This window comes from Pseudoalteromonas sp. MMG010 (genome assembly GCF_018100905.1).
Taxonomy (GTDB): domain Bacteria; phylum Pseudomonadota; class Gammaproteobacteria; order Enterobacterales; family Alteromonadaceae; genus Pseudoalteromonas.
Window position 1 is genome coordinate 117,395 of record NZ_JAGJEG010000001.1, and the last position, 16,377, is coordinate 133,771.

The 16,377-nt window shown below is 36.4% G+C and carries 18 protein-coding genes; 9 read left to right on the forward strand and 9 right to left on the reverse strand.

Annotated features, from left to right (window positions below):
- Positions 1 to 38: 38 nt before the first annotated feature.
- Positions 39 to 944: an HTH-type transcriptional activator IlvY gene (gene ilvY, locus J8L70_RS00580; protein WP_211053531.1), complete on the reverse strand. Its 906-nt coding sequence runs from the start codon at positions 942 to 944 to the stop codon at positions 39 to 41.
- A gap of 136 nt (positions 945 to 1,080) precedes the next feature.
- On the opposite strand from ilvY, the gene ilvC reads away from it, so the two are divergent.
- A complete protein-coding gene (gene ilvC, locus J8L70_RS00585; protein ID WP_211053532.1) occupies positions 1,081 to 2,553 on the forward strand; it encodes a ketol-acid reductoisomerase in 1,473 nt (490 codons plus the stop codon).
- A 218-nt stretch (positions 2,554 to 2,771) separates the two neighbouring features.
- The gene (locus J8L70_RS00590; RefSeq protein ID WP_211053533.1) at positions 2,772 to 4,688 is read left to right on the forward strand and encodes a methyl-accepting chemotaxis protein; all 1,917 of its coding nucleotides are present in this window, start codon (positions 2,772 to 2,774) and stop codon (positions 4,686 to 4,688) included.
- A gap of 82 nt (positions 4,689 to 4,770) precedes the next feature.
- Here the strand turns inward: J8L70_RS00590 and J8L70_RS00595 are convergent, their stop codons facing one another.
- On the reverse strand, positions 4,771 to 5,109 hold the full coding sequence (locus J8L70_RS00595) for a GIY-YIG nuclease family protein (RefSeq protein ID WP_211053534.1): 339 nt from the start codon (positions 5,107 to 5,109) through the stop codon (positions 4,771 to 4,773).
- Between the two features lie 215 nt (positions 5,110 to 5,324).
- On the opposite strand from J8L70_RS00595, the gene bamE reads away from it, so the two are divergent.
- Positions 5,325 to 5,687 (forward strand): outer membrane protein assembly factor BamE, encoded by a 363-nt coding sequence (gene bamE / locus J8L70_RS00600; RefSeq protein ID WP_211053535.1) that lies wholly within the window; start codon positions 5,325 to 5,327, stop codon positions 5,685 to 5,687.
- A gap of 37 nt (positions 5,688 to 5,724) precedes the next feature.
- On the opposite strand, the gene J8L70_RS00605 is transcribed toward bamE, so the two are convergent.
- Positions 5,725 to 6,048 carry an RnfH family protein gene (locus J8L70_RS00605; protein ID WP_211053536.1) on the reverse strand — a complete coding sequence of 108 codons (324 nt, stop codon included), beginning with the start codon at positions 6,046 to 6,048 and terminating at the stop codon, positions 5,725 to 5,727.
- Positions 6,045 to 6,485 (reverse strand): type II toxin-antitoxin system RatA family toxin, encoded by a 441-nt coding sequence (locus J8L70_RS00610; protein WP_211053537.1) that lies wholly within the window; start codon positions 6,483 to 6,485, stop codon positions 6,045 to 6,047. The genes J8L70_RS00605 and J8L70_RS00610 overlap by 4 nt, the downstream gene beginning before the upstream one ends.
- Positions 6,486 to 6,631: 146 nt before the next feature.
- Between J8L70_RS00610 and smpB the strand changes: the two genes are divergently transcribed.
- Positions 6,632 to 7,111 carry an SsrA-binding protein SmpB gene (gene smpB / locus J8L70_RS00615; RefSeq protein WP_211053538.1) on the forward strand — a complete coding sequence of 160 codons (480 nt, stop codon included), beginning with the start codon at positions 6,632 to 6,634 and terminating at the stop codon, positions 7,109 to 7,111.
- A 61-nt stretch (positions 7,112 to 7,172) separates the two neighbouring features.
- On the opposite strand, the gene J8L70_RS00620 is transcribed toward smpB, so the two are convergent.
- Complete coding sequence (locus tag J8L70_RS00620) at positions 7,173 to 7,778, reverse strand: peroxiredoxin C (RefSeq protein ID WP_211053539.1); 606 nt, start codon at positions 7,776 to 7,778, stop codon at positions 7,173 to 7,175.
- Positions 7,779 to 8,021: 243 nt separating this feature from the next.
- Positions 8,022 to 8,735 (reverse strand): fatty acid metabolism transcriptional regulator FadR, encoded by a 714-nt coding sequence (gene fadR / locus J8L70_RS00625; RefSeq protein WP_211053540.1) that lies wholly within the window; start codon positions 8,733 to 8,735, stop codon positions 8,022 to 8,024.
- Positions 8,736 to 8,999: 264 nt separating this feature from the next.
- On the opposite strand from fadR, the gene nhaB reads away from it, so the two are divergent.
- The 3 genes from nhaB (at position 9,000) to J8L70_RS00640 (ending at position 11,499) form a co-directional block, all read left to right on the forward strand.
- Positions 9,000 to 10,580: a sodium/proton antiporter NhaB gene (gene nhaB, locus J8L70_RS00630; RefSeq protein ID WP_211053541.1), complete on the forward strand. Its 1,581-nt coding sequence runs from the start codon at positions 9,000 to 9,002 to the stop codon at positions 10,578 to 10,580.
- Between the two features lie 101 nt (positions 10,581 to 10,681).
- Positions 10,682 to 11,200: a disulfide bond formation protein DsbB gene (dsbB, locus tag J8L70_RS00635; RefSeq protein WP_211053542.1), complete on the forward strand. Its 519-nt coding sequence runs from the start codon at positions 10,682 to 10,684 to the stop codon at positions 11,198 to 11,200.
- Positions 11,200 to 11,499, forward strand: a complete 300-nt coding sequence (locus J8L70_RS00640) for a DUF6170 family protein (protein WP_211053543.1) — start codon at positions 11,200 to 11,202, stop codon at positions 11,497 to 11,499. Before dsbB ends, J8L70_RS00640 begins: the two co-directional genes overlap by 1 nt.
- A gap of 60 nt (positions 11,500 to 11,559) precedes the next feature.
- Here J8L70_RS00640 and J8L70_RS00645 read toward each other — a convergent pair whose 3' ends face one another.
- Positions 11,560 to 11,853, reverse strand: coding sequence for a ComEA family DNA-binding protein (locus J8L70_RS00645; RefSeq protein ID WP_247664639.1), 294 nt, complete (start codon positions 11,851 to 11,853; stop codon positions 11,560 to 11,562).
- Positions 11,854 to 12,121: 268 nt separating this feature from the next.
- Between J8L70_RS00645 and J8L70_RS00650 the strand changes: the two genes are divergently transcribed.
- Complete coding sequence (locus J8L70_RS00650; RefSeq protein ID WP_211053544.1) at positions 12,122 to 12,433, forward strand: YebG family protein; 312 nt, start codon at positions 12,122 to 12,124, stop codon at positions 12,431 to 12,433.
- A gap of 52 nt (positions 12,434 to 12,485) precedes the next feature.
- Here J8L70_RS00650 and putP read toward each other — a convergent pair whose 3' ends face one another.
- Positions 12,486 to 13,967, reverse strand: a complete 1,482-nt coding sequence (gene putP, locus J8L70_RS00655; RefSeq protein WP_211053545.1) for a sodium/proline symporter PutP — start codon at positions 13,965 to 13,967, stop codon at positions 12,486 to 12,488.
- 368 nt (positions 13,968 to 14,335) lie between these two features.
- Between putP and J8L70_RS00660 the strand changes: the two genes are divergently transcribed.
- On the forward strand, positions 14,336 to 15,559 hold the full coding sequence (locus J8L70_RS00660; RefSeq protein ID WP_211053546.1) for an HDOD domain-containing protein: 1,224 nt from the start codon (positions 14,336 to 14,338) through the stop codon (positions 15,557 to 15,559).
- A gap of 86 nt (positions 15,560 to 15,645) precedes the next feature.
- Here J8L70_RS00660 and J8L70_RS00665 read toward each other — a convergent pair whose 3' ends face one another.
- Positions 15,646 to 16,377 carry a VacJ family lipoprotein gene (locus J8L70_RS00665; protein WP_211053547.1) on the reverse strand — a complete coding sequence of 244 codons (732 nt, stop codon included), beginning with the start codon at positions 16,375 to 16,377 and terminating at the stop codon, positions 15,646 to 15,648.

Consider the following 16,377-nt stretch of genomic DNA (forward strand, 5'->3'; position numbering starts at 1 on the left):
AATAACACTATTTCACTAAATTAAGCTTCTATCGTCTACTATATAGTCGATACAGTTAAGTTTTGCGCAATATGCCACAAGGCATTAATAGCTGAATCATTTAATTCTTTTTTTAATACGGCCAAACCCACTTCAAACCCTCTTATTGGATGCTCATAATCAGTGATCACCTGTACTTTTTCTTTGAGCGGGCTATTATCCAGCACAATTTTAGGGACCATCGCAACGCCTAAACCTAGACTAACCATGGAGACCATTGCTTCGTGGCCTGCCACTTGAGCATAAATTTTACTGTTAATGTTATTTTTACGCCACCATTGCTCTGTACGCTTTCGTGCAAAACCTTGCTCAGGCACTATAAATTCAAGCTCAGAAAAATTAATATTTTGCCCAGCTTGGGCAAGCTTATCGGTAATTGGACATACAATTTTAGGCGCTATTAACACTAACGGCGAATACCCAATACTAATAAATGCCACCTGTAGAGGAAGCTTATCGGGCTTTGCAGCGATCGCCATCGATTCATGCCCATCTAATACCCGGTTAATCGCAACAGCAGGGTCGCCTGTGTTAAGTTTTATTTCAATATGTTGATGTTGTGCGCGTAACTGCTCTAAAATTTGGTGTAAAAAGCTATACGATGCAGTAACCGAACAATAAATACTTACCTCACCATATATATGTTGTTGAGGCTCATTGACACCCACTTTAAAACGTTGCCAATTCACAAGTGTTGCGGTGGCATAATCAATAAATGCACTGCCTGCTTGTGTTAATTTAACGCTTCTATTATCTCTGGCAAATAATGTAACCCCTACTTCCTCCTCGAGTTGCTTAATATTACGACTTAAAGTAGGCGCACTGATATGGCACAGCTCACTGGCTCTGGCAAAATGTAATGTTTTAGCTAACGCTAAAAAGTAATTTAAATGCTTGTGATCCATAAACACCTCGTATTTCATATTATGAAACACTTTAATTCAAATATATCATTTTACGCAAGTATAAAAATTTCATAAGGTATCACCAAGCAAAGAAACTCTTTGCATCTAACAAACATGACAATATAGGACAACTAACATGGCGAATTATTTCAATACCTTACCTTTACGCGAGCAATTAGCACAATTAGCACAATGCCAATTTATGGACGCAAGTGAATTTTCAGACGGTGTAAATGCACTTAAAGGCAAAAAGCTTGTTATTGTTGGTTGTGGTGCACAAGGTTTAAACCAAGGTTTAAATTTACGAGATTCAGGTCTAGATGTATCTTACACATTACGTGAATCTGCAATAAAAGAGCGTCGCCAATCATTTTTAAATGCTTCAGAAAATGGGTTTACCGTTGGTACTTACCAAGAATTAATCCCAACCGCTGATGTGGTTCTTAATTTAACGCCAGATAAGCAACATACCGCAGTAGTTAATGCAATCATGCCATTAATGAAACAAGGCTCTACGCTAGCTTACTCACATGGCTTTAATATTGTTGAAGAAGGCATGCAGGTAAGAGAAGATATTACCGTTATTATGGTTGCACCTAAATGCCCAGGTTCTGAAGTACGTGAAGAATACAAACGTGGCTTTGGTGTACCTACACTTATTGCTGTTCACCCAGAAAATGACCCTCAAGGCCATGGTTTAGCACAAGCTAAAGCTTATGCAGCAGGGACCGGTGGTGACCGTGCTGGTGTACTTAAATCGTCTTTTATTGCTGAAGTTAAATCTGATTTAATGGGCGAGCAAACCATTTTATGTGGCATGTTACAAACCGGTTCAATCCTTTGTTTTGACAAGATGGTTGAAAAAGGGATTGATGCTGGCTACGCATCTAAATTAATTCAATATGGCTGGGAAGTGATTACAGAAGCATTAAAGTACGGTGGTGTAACCAACATGCTAGACCGCTTATCAAACCCAGCTAAAGTAAAAGCATTTGAATTAAGTGAAGAGCTTAAAGTTATCATGCGCCCACTTTACAACAAACACCAAGATGACATTATTAATGGGACATTTTCACGTGTCATGATGGAAGATTGGGATAATGATGATGCCAACCTATTAAAATGGCGTGCAGAAACCGCAGAAACTAACTTCGAAAAAACACCTGCGGGCGATGTTGAAATTTCAGAGCAAGAGTTTTTTGATAACGGTATTTTAATGGTTGCAATGGTTAAAGCAGGTGTAGAGCTTGCATTTGAGACAATGACTGCTGCAGGTATTATTGCCGAATCAGCTTATTACGAGTCGCTTCATGAAACGCCATTAATTGCCAATACGATTGCTCGTAAAAAGCTTTACGAGATGAATGCAACAATTTCAGATACAGCAGAGTACGGTTGTTACTTATACAACCATGCATGTTTACCATTACTTGCTGATTTTATGCAAGATATTGACACTGATGTTATCGGCAAAGGCTTACAAGGACAAAGCAACCAAGTAGATAACCAAACACTTATTGAAATAAATAAAGCACTACGTGAACACCCAGTAGAAGTGATTGGTACTAAATTACGTGGCTACATGTCAGCAATGAAAAAGATTGTTTAATATGTTTGCTAAAAACTAAGCAAACTAACGATTTCGCTTGTTAGAAACCAAGCCCACTTGCTATTGCAGTGGGCTTTTTCTATATGTTCTATTTTTATATACCGTAAAATTCAATCATTACTTAAAAATAATCTAATTAAAGTAATCACTCTAATTAGCACAAGAGATATAATGTGCTAACATAAATTTTTAAAATGTTGTTCATAAAATTAACTATTATGATAAAAAAATTTAGTATTACTCAAAAAATAACTGCATTAGGCAGTGGTATTGCCTTATCTGTTGCGCTGTTAATCGGATTAATCTCTTTATATTCAGCAAAAGATATAATGCAAAATCGATTAGTTAACTCAGAGTTACCCGGCCATTTACAAACGATCAGTAATCGTATCGAAGGCGAAATAAATACCTTAGTTAATGCCGCAGAACAACTGTCATCAAATGAGTTTATTCTCAATTGGGCAAACTCTCAAAGTAATGACGAAACACTTCTATTAAAAGAGCTTAATCGTTTGGTAAAACAACATGATTTAGTCACTGCATCATGGGCTAATAGAGAAACAGCACAATATTGGAATCAAGATGGTTTTCTAAGAGTGCTAAAAAAAGATGCTGCCGATGGTTGGTTTTACACTTTTACTAATTCGAATAACGCAAACTTAATAAGCATTTACCAAGAATCTGAAAATGATGTAAAGATGTTTATTAATCATCAACAACTTAACGGAAAAGGGTTAGCCGGCCTAGCTAAAAGCATCACAGATATGCAAAAACTACTTTTGCAATTTAAAATTGAGCAAACTGGTTTTGTATTTATTGCTGATAATAATGGCTTGATACAACTACATAAAGATTCTGAAAAAGTTGCCAAAGTAAATATAGATTCACTGTATGGTGAGAATATTCATCAGCAACTGTTACGCAATAATCATTTCTCATTGCAAGAAGTGACAGTCGACTCAGAAGATGTTTTTTTAGCGGCAACGCCTATTGCCAACACACATTTATTTGTTGTCGCGCAAGTGCCTAAAAGTGAGGTATTTGCCAGTATTAATGAATTACAAGGGCTTATTATAACAGCCACAATTATAGTGGCTCTTATTGCGAGTGTAATGAGTTATTTACTTGCTCGTTCTTTGGCATCACCATTATCAAATATGGCATCTTTATTCTCACGTTTAGGCACGGGTGATGCAAATTTAGCGTACAGATTACCGCCCTCAAACCAATCTGAACTTGAGAGTTTAAGTAATGGATTTAATCAATTTATAGAAAAAATAGAAACGGCGATTAATCAAGTCGCAAATGAAAGCCATGATATTAAAAACTCTTGTGATCATGTTTTTCAACAATCTAAACGTAACTCAAGTGCATTAGATACTCAAAAAGAGCAAACAATCTCTGTTGCTGCGGCTATAAATGAAATGGGTAGCACGGTGCAAGATATAGCACAAAGTGCAGCTACAACGGCAAAACTCACAGACACCAGCCGTGAAAATACATCGCAAACTCATGATCAAGTCATGAATAGTCAAAAAGCGATCACCTCTTTAGCAACCGATATAGATATGATAACTGAGCAAGTCACTTCGCTTTCACAAAAGACCCTCGATATTGCCAGTATTGTTGATTCGATCAGTGGGATCTCAGAGCAAACTAACCTACTTGCATTAAATGCGGCGATTGAATCAGCTAGAGCCGGCGAACATGGCAGAGGGTTTGCCGTGGTTGCTGATGAAGTAAGGGCGCTGGCTAATAGAACTTCACAATCTACAAATGAAATTCAGAAAATGATTGAAGAACTTACTGTTATATCTGAACAAGTTGTCAGCGAAATTAACCACTCTAAGAGCCAAGCCCAAGAAAGCGTTCAATCAATGCAAAGCTCTGTTGAATTACTCGATGCGATTTCAGAAAATGCGAATCAAGTAAATGATATGGCCACTTTAATTGCTACTGCGACAGAGCAACAAAGCAATGTTGTTCATGATATTAGCCAAAATATTGAACAAATCAGTGATATAAGTGATACCACACTAAATGAGCAATTTAACACTGAGAAAGCCATTGGAGAGCTTGTGAACAGTGCGCAAACACTGGATAAATTAGTAGACACATTTGAAAAGCATCGTTAATTCAACAACGAATCGCTAAAGTAGATAAAAGGGTTACATTTAACATGTAACCCTTTTTAATTGATTAATTAAAAGCGCGTGATTAGTGTAAATGCAACGAGCCCTCTTTTACATTCAATTTAAAATCGTATACATATTGTTGTTTTTTTGCCCGTGATAATTTTTTAATTGCATACTCAAGTTTACTCGCTTCACTTTTATTACCCACCGCCTGTTGGTGTATAAGCACTAAAGGCCCTTTACCTTTTAAATTTTTTGCTCCTTTGCCAGCTTGATGTGTCGCTAAGCGTTTATTTACATCCGTTGTTATCCCTGTATACCAAGCCCCGTAACGTGTTTCTACAATGTATAAAAACCATAATGGTTCAGCCGAGTTATTACTTTTTGAGATAATTAAACTTTTTTCAGATTTTGCTGTCAAAACTAACCTCATGCAGCGAGCGATATTGCTTTATCGTTGTATTAAATATTCTGGTTACTCGTTTATTAGCCTGAATGAATCCGAGTCCTAAATCAAGCGTTATGAATTAGCCTTAAAAATATCAGCTAAATTAAAAACAATTGCTTAAAAAGGTTTTACCTTCAGTGACTAATCGGTATTATGCAGTTTATAAAAAATAAGGATCACAACTCACAATGCAGTCGTTAAAAACATTTTCTCTTTTGTTAATTATTACATTTACCTTTAGCTCTTTAGCTGGTTGCTCAAGTTGGGTTTATAGAATTAACATACCTCAAGGCAACTTTTTAGAACAATCTGATGTTGATAAACTGCGTATAAATATGACACAAGAGCAGGTTATATTTGTGTTAGGAAAACCGGTTGCTGAAGATGCATTTGATAAAACGGTATGGCGTTACGTATATAGCTTTAATATCGGCCGTGACAATGAACAGCGTAAATCGTTAACCCTTAATTTCGAAAATAAACGCTTGGTTTCTCTTTCGGGTGATTACAAAGAACCTGAAGAGTTTAATACCCCATTAGAGCAAGAATAATATTAAAAAGGTGAGCATTAGCTCACCTTTTTAATACCTAGCGTTCTAACGCCCTACCCCCAGTTATTTTATTAGCACGACCTTCTTCTTTTGCCTTTTCCGCTCGTTTACGGCGTGCGTCTTTAGGATCGGCAATTAACGGGCGATATATCTCTACACGGTCACCTTGTTTTAATTCTTGGTTTAATTTGCACGTTCGATTCCACACCCCAAGTGTTAAAGCGTTAGGGTCTAACTCCGAAAACTGCTCTATCACACCACATTGCAATACAGCCTGCTCTGCAGTGCAGCCCTTTACAACTTCTAAAGGAATGCTTACGGCTTTATCTGGCAATGCATAAACAACTTCGACTTGTATCATCTTCTTATCCCATAAACCTGTTTGGCGCGCTCTGTAAATGCACTAACCATATTAGTGGCAACGTCATTAAAAATTTTACCAAACGCAATTTCTATTAATTTACTAGAAAACTCAAATTCTAATTTAAGCATGACTTTGCACGCCTGTTCATCAAGCGTTTGAAAATACCAACGCCCTTCTAATCGCTTAAACGGCCCATCAACTAAACGTAAATCAACCGTGCTATCGTCAACCAATGTATTTTGTGTCGTAAACCACTTTTTAATTCCTGCTTTGGAAATTTCTAAACTTGCAGTCATCTGAGTATCGTGTTGTGAAATAATTTTCGCATCTGAACAATTTGGTAAAAATTGCGGGTACGCATTAATATCATTAACTAAATCGAACATCTCTTTGCTGCTGTACATAACCAGCGCACTTTTCTCTATTTGTGGCATATTCACTCCCAACTGTGTTGGCGAATTTTAGCAAGCTTTAACAATATTCCCAAATTTTGATCTTGCTCCTATTATTTTCAACAGATTTACTAGATTAGTAAAAAATCAATGTAAAATAAGATGCTTTACGTATAATATAGGCCACTATGGCTAAGAAAAAATCATCTAAATCGACAAGTAATACCATCGCGCTAAACAAAAAAGCACGACATGAGTATTTTTTACACGACAAGTTTGAAGCAGGTGTTGAACTACAAGGCTGGGAAGTAAAAAGCATCCGAGCCGGTAAAGTAAATATCTCTGAAACTTATATTCATTTAAAAAACGGCGAAGCATTTTTACTCGGTAGTCAAATTACCCCTTTAAACAGTGCATCAACCCATGTAATTTGCGACCCTTTACGTTATCGCAAATTATTATTGAGTAGACGAGAGCTAGACCGTCTAGTCGGTGCGACCGAACGTGATGGCTATTCGTTAGTTGCAACTGCAATGTATTGGAAAAAATGCTGGGTGAAGCTAGAGTTTCATCTTGCAAAAGGTAAAAAAATGCATGACAAGCGTGAAGACGGTAAAAATAAAGACTGGTCTCGCGAAAAAGAGCGCTTGATGAAACATAAAGTTTAACAAGTGAAAATAAAAAAAAACCGCCAAATGGCGGTTTTTTTATGATGAACAAAGGGCTAAATTATAGCTCGCCTTCATTTTCAGATAAGAACTTAGCAACACCTTCAGGGCTTGCATCCATTCCTTTTTTACCTTCAGTCCAACCTGCAGGACATACTTCACCGTTTTCACTATGGAATGCTAGCGCATCAACCATACGAATCATTTCATCAATGTTACGGCCAAGAGGTAGATCGTTAACTACTTGGTGACGTACGTTACCTTCTTCGTCGATTAAGAAAGACCCACGAAAAGCAACACCCGCTTCTGGATGCTCTACGTCATATGCTTTACAAATTTCGTGTTTAACATCAGCAACAAGTGCATATTTAACTTCACCAATACCACCGTCAGCAACGGCAGTTTTACGCCATGCATTATGTGAGAACTGTGAATCAATTGATACACCGATCACTTCAACACCGCGCTTTTGGAACTCTTCATAACGCTTATCAAATGCAATTAGCTCAGAAGGACATACAAACGTGAAATCTAGTGGGTAAAAGAAGATTACTGCTTTTTTACCTTTAATTGTTTCGTGAAGGTTATAGCTATCTACAATTTCACCATTACCTAAAACTGCTGCAGCGGTAAAGTCTGGTGCCTGGCGGCCTACTAATACACCCATTTTATTCTCCAAATATTTTGAGTTTGTTGTCGATTGCATATGCAATACTGATGGTTATATGGGTACTATTTTTATTAAATCAATAGTAAAACATATAATTCCCAGTATTGTAGAGTGATGAAATACAAAATAACAATAGGATAAATCGATAGTGACCATCGATATTTTCGAACAACAATATTAAGATAGTATTATCTTAATATTGGTCGGTATAAAAAAACCTGCAAGTGCAGGTTTTAACTATTAGTCCATAATATCTGTGGGCATATCACCGCGAATTTGTTGCCAAATCTCACCGGTTTGATGACCATATTTACGCATCATCGAAATAGCACCATCATGCTCATTATTTTGCGCTAATACGGTTAAATCTTTATAGAACTGTCTAGCTAGCTCACGCGTACGTTCATCAGAAAAATAATGGCAGCCTATTTTAGAATAAAAACCTTTAAAGCCATTTAAAATTAATACATATATTTTATTATTTCCTGCTACAGCAAGTTCATAATGTACTTTATAATCATAATCAGCAAAGGCTTGCGCGCTGTCTTCTAACTCATCGCTTTGCGATAATATTTCAATCACACGCTCAGGGTTTAATTTAATAGCTGCACGTGTGTATATAGCACTAATATTAGTTCGTGCCGATAATAATTGATCTGTTAACTCAGGCATTTTATCTTCATCTAGTCGTGCTAACGTTTCTAAAATGTTTAGACCTGATGTTTCCCAGAAATTATTTACTCTTGTTGGCTTACCATGTTGAATTGTTAACCAGCCATCACGAGCTAAGCGCTGTAAAACTTCACGCAGCGTCGTTCTTGTTACACCAATAAGCTCTGATAACTCTCGCTCTGCAGGTAGAATTGATCCAGGCGCAAAGCCTCCGTTCCAGATTGACTCGACTATATATTCTTCAGCAAATCCTGCTGGGCTTTTCGCTTTAAAAATTCTCATTCAATTCCTACTTATATTAATTATAGGCACAACTTTATAGTGTTAACTGACAGATTGTACCAGATGAAACATAACTAACAAGTAAAGAGCGAATTAAATAAACACGCTATACAAGATTAAAAACATTAAAAAGTTTGCTATTGCTAATTACCTTATATTCATCTTACCTTAAGTAATAATTAAACTTTTTGTTTACACCAAGACTTAGCTGAATTAACTTAACAAATATCAGCAAAATAGTCAGTCTAATAACAAGGACCCCCCATGCAACAGAGTGTTGTAAACGCTACATTTAAAAATTTTTTAGGGAATGCGCCTAAATGGTATAAGTACACTATTATCGCTTTCCTTGTTATTAATCCAATACTCTTTGAAATTAACGCCTACTTAGCTGGTTGGGTGCTCGTTTTAGAATTTATTTTTACTCTCGCCATGGCGCTAAAATGTTACCCGTTACAGCCAGGTGGCTTACTGGCAATAGAGGCTTTGCTAATTGGCATGACTAGCGCTGCTCAAGTTGAGCATGAAATTGCACAAAATCTCGATGTGATCCTCCTGCTAATCTTTATGGTTGCGGGGATCTATTTTATGAAAGACTTGCTGCTTTATATTTTTACTAAGTTAGTTGTCACTGTCAGAAACAAAACAATCTTATCCTTAGCATTTACCTGTGCAGCTGCTTTCTTGTCTGCATTTTTAGATGCCTTAACGGTTATGGCGGTTGTAATCGCTGTTGCTATGGGGTTTTATAGTATTTATCACAAAGTGGCGTCAGGTAAAGATTCATCTAGCGAACATGACATTAATGATGATAATCAAGTTCATGACATTAATCGTAAAGATTTAGAAGATTTTCGTGCCTTTTTGAGAAATTTATTAATGCATGCATCCATTGGTACTGCTTTAGGCGGCGTTTGTACTATGGTTGGTGAACCACAAAATCTAATTATTGCCGAGCGAGCTAGTTGGCTTTTTGGTGAATTCTTTTTCAGAATGTTACCTATAACACTGCCCGTCTTTATAGCCGGTCTTGCTACCACCTTTTTGTTAGAAAAAACCAAAACATTTGGATATGGGGCAAAATTACCCGATAGTATTCACGCCATTTTAAAAAATGAAGCGCAAACTTTAGATAAAAAGCGTACCAAACGAGACAAAGTAAATTTAGCTATACAGTCACTTATTGCTATTTGGTTAATCATAGGACTTGCACTGCATTTGGCAACAGTTGGCCTTATTGGGTTATCTGTTATTATTTTAGCCACTGCCTCTGCAGGCATTATTGAAGAGCATCAATTAGGTAAAGCATTTGAAGAAGCATTACCTTTTACTGCCTTACTTTGTGTATTCTTTGCTATTGTCGCCGTTATTATTGATCAACACTTATTCACCCCTGTAATTACTTGGGTGCTGACTTTCGAAGGTCAATTGCAATTGGTAATGTTTTTTATAGCAAACGGCTTATTATCCATGGTAAGCGATAATGTATTTGTTGGTACTGTTTATATCAACGAAGTCGCTGCGGCATTGCAAGCAGGACAAATAACTCGAGACCAATTTGATTTACTTGCTGTTGCCATTAACACAGGTACCAATTTACCGAGTGTCGCCACCCCAAATGGTCAAGCCGCCTTTTTGTTTTTATTAACTTCAACGTTAGCACCAGTACTTCGCCTGTCATATGGTCGCATGGTATATATGGCACTGCCTTATACGATTGTTTTAACAATTGTAGGGTTAACATTCACCTATGTGGGACTAAATGATATGACCGAACTTCTTTATCAATGGGGGTTAATACAGCATCACAGTGGTTTAGCCCCTACTGTCGTTAACGGTCATTAAATTTTTTGTTTAAAGCGACGCAAGTCGCTTTTATACATTAACTTGAAGTTTATAAACCTCTAATGTCATAATCTAAGCCCTTAATGTTAAATGGATAAAATATGAACTGGTTGGCAAACTTAAGCACTCAACGCGCACCATGGTTACTATTTTCAGTAATTATCTTAGGCCTTGAACTCATCGCGTTATTTTTTCAATATCAAATGGGGTTAGCACCATGCATCATGTGCATTTATCAAAGAAGTGCTGTTTTAGGATTATTTGTCGCTGGAATAGTTGGTTCTATTAAACCCAATAATTTAATATGCCGTATGATAGCCTTTACTATTTGGGGTGTTGCAAGTATTTGGGGCTTTATGTTGGCACGCGAACACATTGCCATGCAAACAACAACCGATCCCTTTGCATTTAGTTGTGAGTTTGAACCTAACTTTCCAAACTTTATGCCATTACATCATTGGCAACCATGGTTTTTTGAAGCCACTGGTGATTGCGGTAATATTGACTGGGTATTTATGACATTAAGTATGCCACAGTGGATGCAGATTATATTTGCAAGCACGCTTGTTACGTTAATAACGCTTGTTGCTGCACGCATTATAAATAATAAGTCATTATAATGTTTATATTTTTTACAAGCCAAATTAGTGAGCTTAAACATCTAAAGTTACGTCAACGCCAACAAACGGTTGCTCAGGCATTAGCTTTACTTTCTCCGGTGAATACAATACTTCTTAAAATAATTAAGCTATGTTTTATATTTCCAGTATTTTTTATTTTAAATGTATTTGAAGGCTGGTTACTTGTCCCCTTTTTACTGTTAGTTGGGCTAAGCTACCCTTTAATTACAACACCTATAGAAATTATGTTTGCAAAAAAACATTTATCGCAGGTATTAACAACGAATACCGAACATTAAATAGCGTATTTTACGTTTTTTAAAGTGAGCTGAGCAACTTAAACTCAGCTCACTTATTGCTTATTTTAATACAATCTTATCTTGTAATTTTGTTAATAGTTTCGTACCAAAACCTTTTATATCTGTTATTTGTTGAATATCAGTAAATTCGCCATTTTTTTCACGAAAATCAATGAGCATTTGTGCCTTTTTCTTACCAATACCCGGTAACATAACTAGCTCATCGACACTGGCCGTATTAATATTAACTTTTAACTGCTGCTCAACACTTTGCATCGTTTCGGCTGCATATAAATTACTGACTGAAACCATACTGAGTATACTTACCAATAGTATATATTTTAAAAATTGCATAATTCTTCCTTATTGATTTATGTATTTTATATTTAGTAATAAATAAGCACTTACAGCCTCAAATTTATACATGCTGTCATCTATGCCGACTCCCTATTTCCAGCTTAAAGAGTAACTATTTAACTAAAGTAAAACTCTTCTTTATTGTCAACCAATCAATAATTAAATATTCGTTTTTCGTCAAAGATGAGCCCCACCCTCTTTACTGTATATAAAAACAGTGTAAACTAGGTGGAAATAAATTTTATACAAGTAAGCAGGAGAGATCATGGCTGTTGTTGTTAAATATGTTGTAGAACGAAACGGAGTGGAGCGTATGACGTTTACGACCAAAAAAGAGGCAGATGCATATGACAAAATGCTTGATATTGCCGAATCACTGGAGCTAATGCTAGAAAAAGTAGATGTGCCATTAAGTGAGCAACAAGTTGAATCGCTTGCCCTAGAAATAGCAAAGAGTAAAGATGATTTTATGGCGGTACTTAAAGGAGCAAAAGATACAACATCCAAAGCACCTATAAAAACTAAAAAAGCCGAAAATTTAGAATTAGTGACAGATACTGAAAAAAAAGAAGCTTAAATATAATTAAAAAGGGAGCATAAAGCTCCCTTTTTAATTGTCGTTAAACTTATTATTTTAATTCATTTTCAACTTCATCAAATAACTCTACTATGCTCTGGGTGGGTGGCTTTGTTACTAAGCTAACCCCAACAATAGCAATACTTGATAAAATAAAGCCGGGTACAATTTCATAAATAACACTACTTAAACTTGCGCCATTTTGAGCCAGTGGTGCATAAATCCAAATAAGCACAGTACATGCACCTACCAACATACCCGATAACGCACCTAAAAACGTCATACGCTTCCAATACAAGCTAAATAACACCAATGGTCCAAAAGCAGCACCAAAACCAGCCCATGCATTACTAACCAAGTCTAAAATAGAGCTATCTCGATCATAGGCTAAATAAATCGCACATAAAGCGACCGCAGCCACACTGATCCGACCAACGGCAACCAATTCTTTATCGGTTGCTTCTTTGCGTAAAAATGTTTTATAAAAATCTTCAGTTAAAGAACTCGAACTCACTAATAACTGTGACGAAATCGTACTCATAATTGCTGCTAATATTGCAGCCAATAGAAAGCCAGCAATTAAAGGGTGAAAAAGCAGTTCAGACAATACTAAGAAAATAGTTTCAGGATCATTGACTACAATCTCGTTTTCATAAGCGTACGCAGCACCACATAAACCGGTTGCAACAGCGCCTAATGCAGCGATGATCATCCAACTCATACCAATGCGTCGGGCCATTGGCATATCTTTAACACTTCTAACTGACATAAAGCGCACAATAATGTGTGGTTGGCCAAAATAACCAACCCCCCAAGCCATCGCAGATATAATACTTAATACAGAGCCTGCGCCAATCCAATTAAGCATGTCAGGATTAACACTGTGTAATGTAGATTGTAAAGGTTCATCTAATAAAGAATAAGTCACTGCGGGTACTAAAATGAGCGCAACAAACATTATACAGCCTTGCACAAAGTCGGTTAAGCTTACCGCTAAAAAACCACCAAATAAGGTATATAAAACAACAACACCTGTCGTTATATATAAACCCAATTCGTAACTCAGGCCAAACGAGCTTTCAAATAACTTACCACCGGCCACAACCCCAGATGAGGTATAGAGTGTAAAGAAAATAATAATAACTAAAGCAGATACAACACGCAGTATATTTGACTTATCATTGAATCGATTAGCAAAGTAATCTGGAATGGTTATAGAGTCATTTGCTTTTTCTGTGTATACCCTTAATCGAGGCGCAACAAGTAAATAGTTTAACCAAGCACCTAATATAAGGCCAACGGCTATCCATGTACTACTAAATCCTGTTACAAACATAGCACCCGGTAATCCCATTAAAATCCAACCACTCATATCAGAAGCGCCCGCAGATAATGCAGCAACACCTGGAGATAAACTCCGTCCGCCAAGCATATACCCTGATACATCACTTGTTGATTGCTTATAGGCATAAAGCCCAATACCGAGCATTACTATAAAATATAATGATAAAGAAATGATCATGCCTGTTTCCAAATTAGCCTCCAGATTTTATTTATTTTAGGCTTACAGTCCAAATTTATATTGGAATGTTAAATTCATTGCTATACGTCTCCACGTAAAAATTAATACAATGTTGATAGCAGCAAAACCAAGGTGGTAAACAAACACATATGTGACGTTTATTTTTGCGCTATCAGTAAACCCATGTCCAAATTTCGTTGTATTTCAATATTCAATTAAACTATATCATGTCTAATGCAAAGAACTCCAATTTCAACATAATCGAGAAAAAGAGTAAGGTGGTTGATGAAAAACAGTAAAAAAAAGTTAAAACCTTTAACTAAATTACTAGAAAGTGTTCTACAATATAGACAGATTGTATTTCTTTTTTAGGGCTTTTTATGGACTTTTTTGCCGCTAGGCAACCTATTTTAGACAGAGATAAAGCCCTTGTGGGTTATGAACTGCTTTTTCGTGATAGCCTTGATAATGAATTTCCTGATATTGATGGAGATGAAGCAACGTCACGATTAATTGAAGGAAGTCAGTTTAATTTTGGTTTTGAAGATTTAACAGGCAACAAACCTGCATTTATTAATTTTACCTTGCCCACGCTGCAAAAGGGTTACCCTACTCTTTTAAGTAAAGAGAGTGTTGTTGTTGAAATACTTGAATCAATTCAGCCAGGTAAGCGCTTACTAGCGATTGTTAAAAGCTTAAAAGATAAAGGCTATACCATTGCTTTGGATGACTATATTCATCAACCTGTTTGGCGCCACTTTTACCCTTATATAGATATCATTAAAATTGATTTTTTAGATACCGATATTGATACAATAAAGCAAGTCATTCATGATATTAAGAATTACCCGCTGATCAAACTGCTTGCCGAAAAAATTGAAACTCATGATATGTACCAACTGGCCTTAGATTTAGGGTTTCATTATTTTCAAGGTTATTTTTTCTCAAGGCCTGAAATGGTGCAAAGCAAAGCCCTACCACCGTCTGAAATGGCACTTGCAGAGCTTTTATATGAAACTTCAAATACCGATTTAGATTTAGCAAAAATCACAAATGTCTTTGAACGAGATGTTAATCTCTCTTATAAACTTTTACGTTATTCTAATTCAGCAGCATTCGCTAGAAGAGCCGAAATAAGCACAATAAAGCAAGCGCTCATTGTTTTAGGCGCTAATGAGATAAAAAAACTATTATCTATTTTGTTTGCATCTCAAGTATCACAAAACAAACCGGTAGAGTTAATAAGGCTCTCATTAGTTCGCGCTCGTTTTAGTGAATTACTTGCTAATACCCATAATTCGAACAATAGCAGTATGGCATTTTTAACTGGAATGATGTCAGTAATGGATGCAATTCTCGATGAAGATATGCAGAGTGTCATGAAAAAACTTCCTCTATCACCGCAAATAAAAACGGCGCTATTAGAGGATTCAGGTGAGTTAGCGCAGTATTTAAATTTAGTGAAGTATTACGAGCAAGCAAATTGGACTGCTGCCAATACTTTGTGCCAAGCGCTTTCTATCGATAAGAGTAATATTCCCAATACATACCATGAAGCATTATTGTGGGTAAATGAGCAAATGCAATTAATGAATAATGAATAATGAATAAACAAGCCATATAAGTTAAATATATAATCTAACACACAATAAAAAAACGCCTAAATGGCGTTTTTTTATTGTGTGTAAACCTATAAGCTTTCTAAAAAATCTTCATCAAAATCATCTGGCTCTTCTTTTATTGGCGGATTACCATCATAGAGTTCAAATAGCTGACGTTGAAAATAGATGTCTTTTACAAATAGGTAAGGATCAAGTGAGTCATTTAATAGCCCTTCTTGTGCTATTAAATTAGCCCGAGCTTCTACAGCTTTCAAAGCAAATACTAACACTGATTGAGGGGTCGTTAACGCAATTTCTGGTAATACAAAGTTATCAACAACATCACCCGTTAAATTTCTTGCGGTACTAGGCCCTATACCAGGAACCATTAAATACGCTCCGTCTCCTATCCCCCATACACCAAGAGTTTGACCAAAATCTTCATCTACAATTTGTAAGCCTAGCGAACTGGCTACATCAAAAAGTCCAAATACACCTACGGTTGAATTCACTAAAAAACGCGCTAAACTTACACTGGCGTTTCCGGCTTTGCCTTGTAAACCAGCATTAATGATATCGACAGGCGCGCTAATGTTATTAGTAAAATTAACCACACTTGATCTTACTGGAGCAGGTGTAATAGCAAGATAACCTACCGCGGTTGGGCGTAATATATACGCATCGAGCACATCAAAGTTAAAATCATATAAAGGGCGGTTAATACTTTGCAATGGATCACGTTCATCAACTTTACTTTCTGGCACTTGTGCACAACCTGATAAAATTAAAAAACATACAAAAACAATACTAGCTCTAAACAT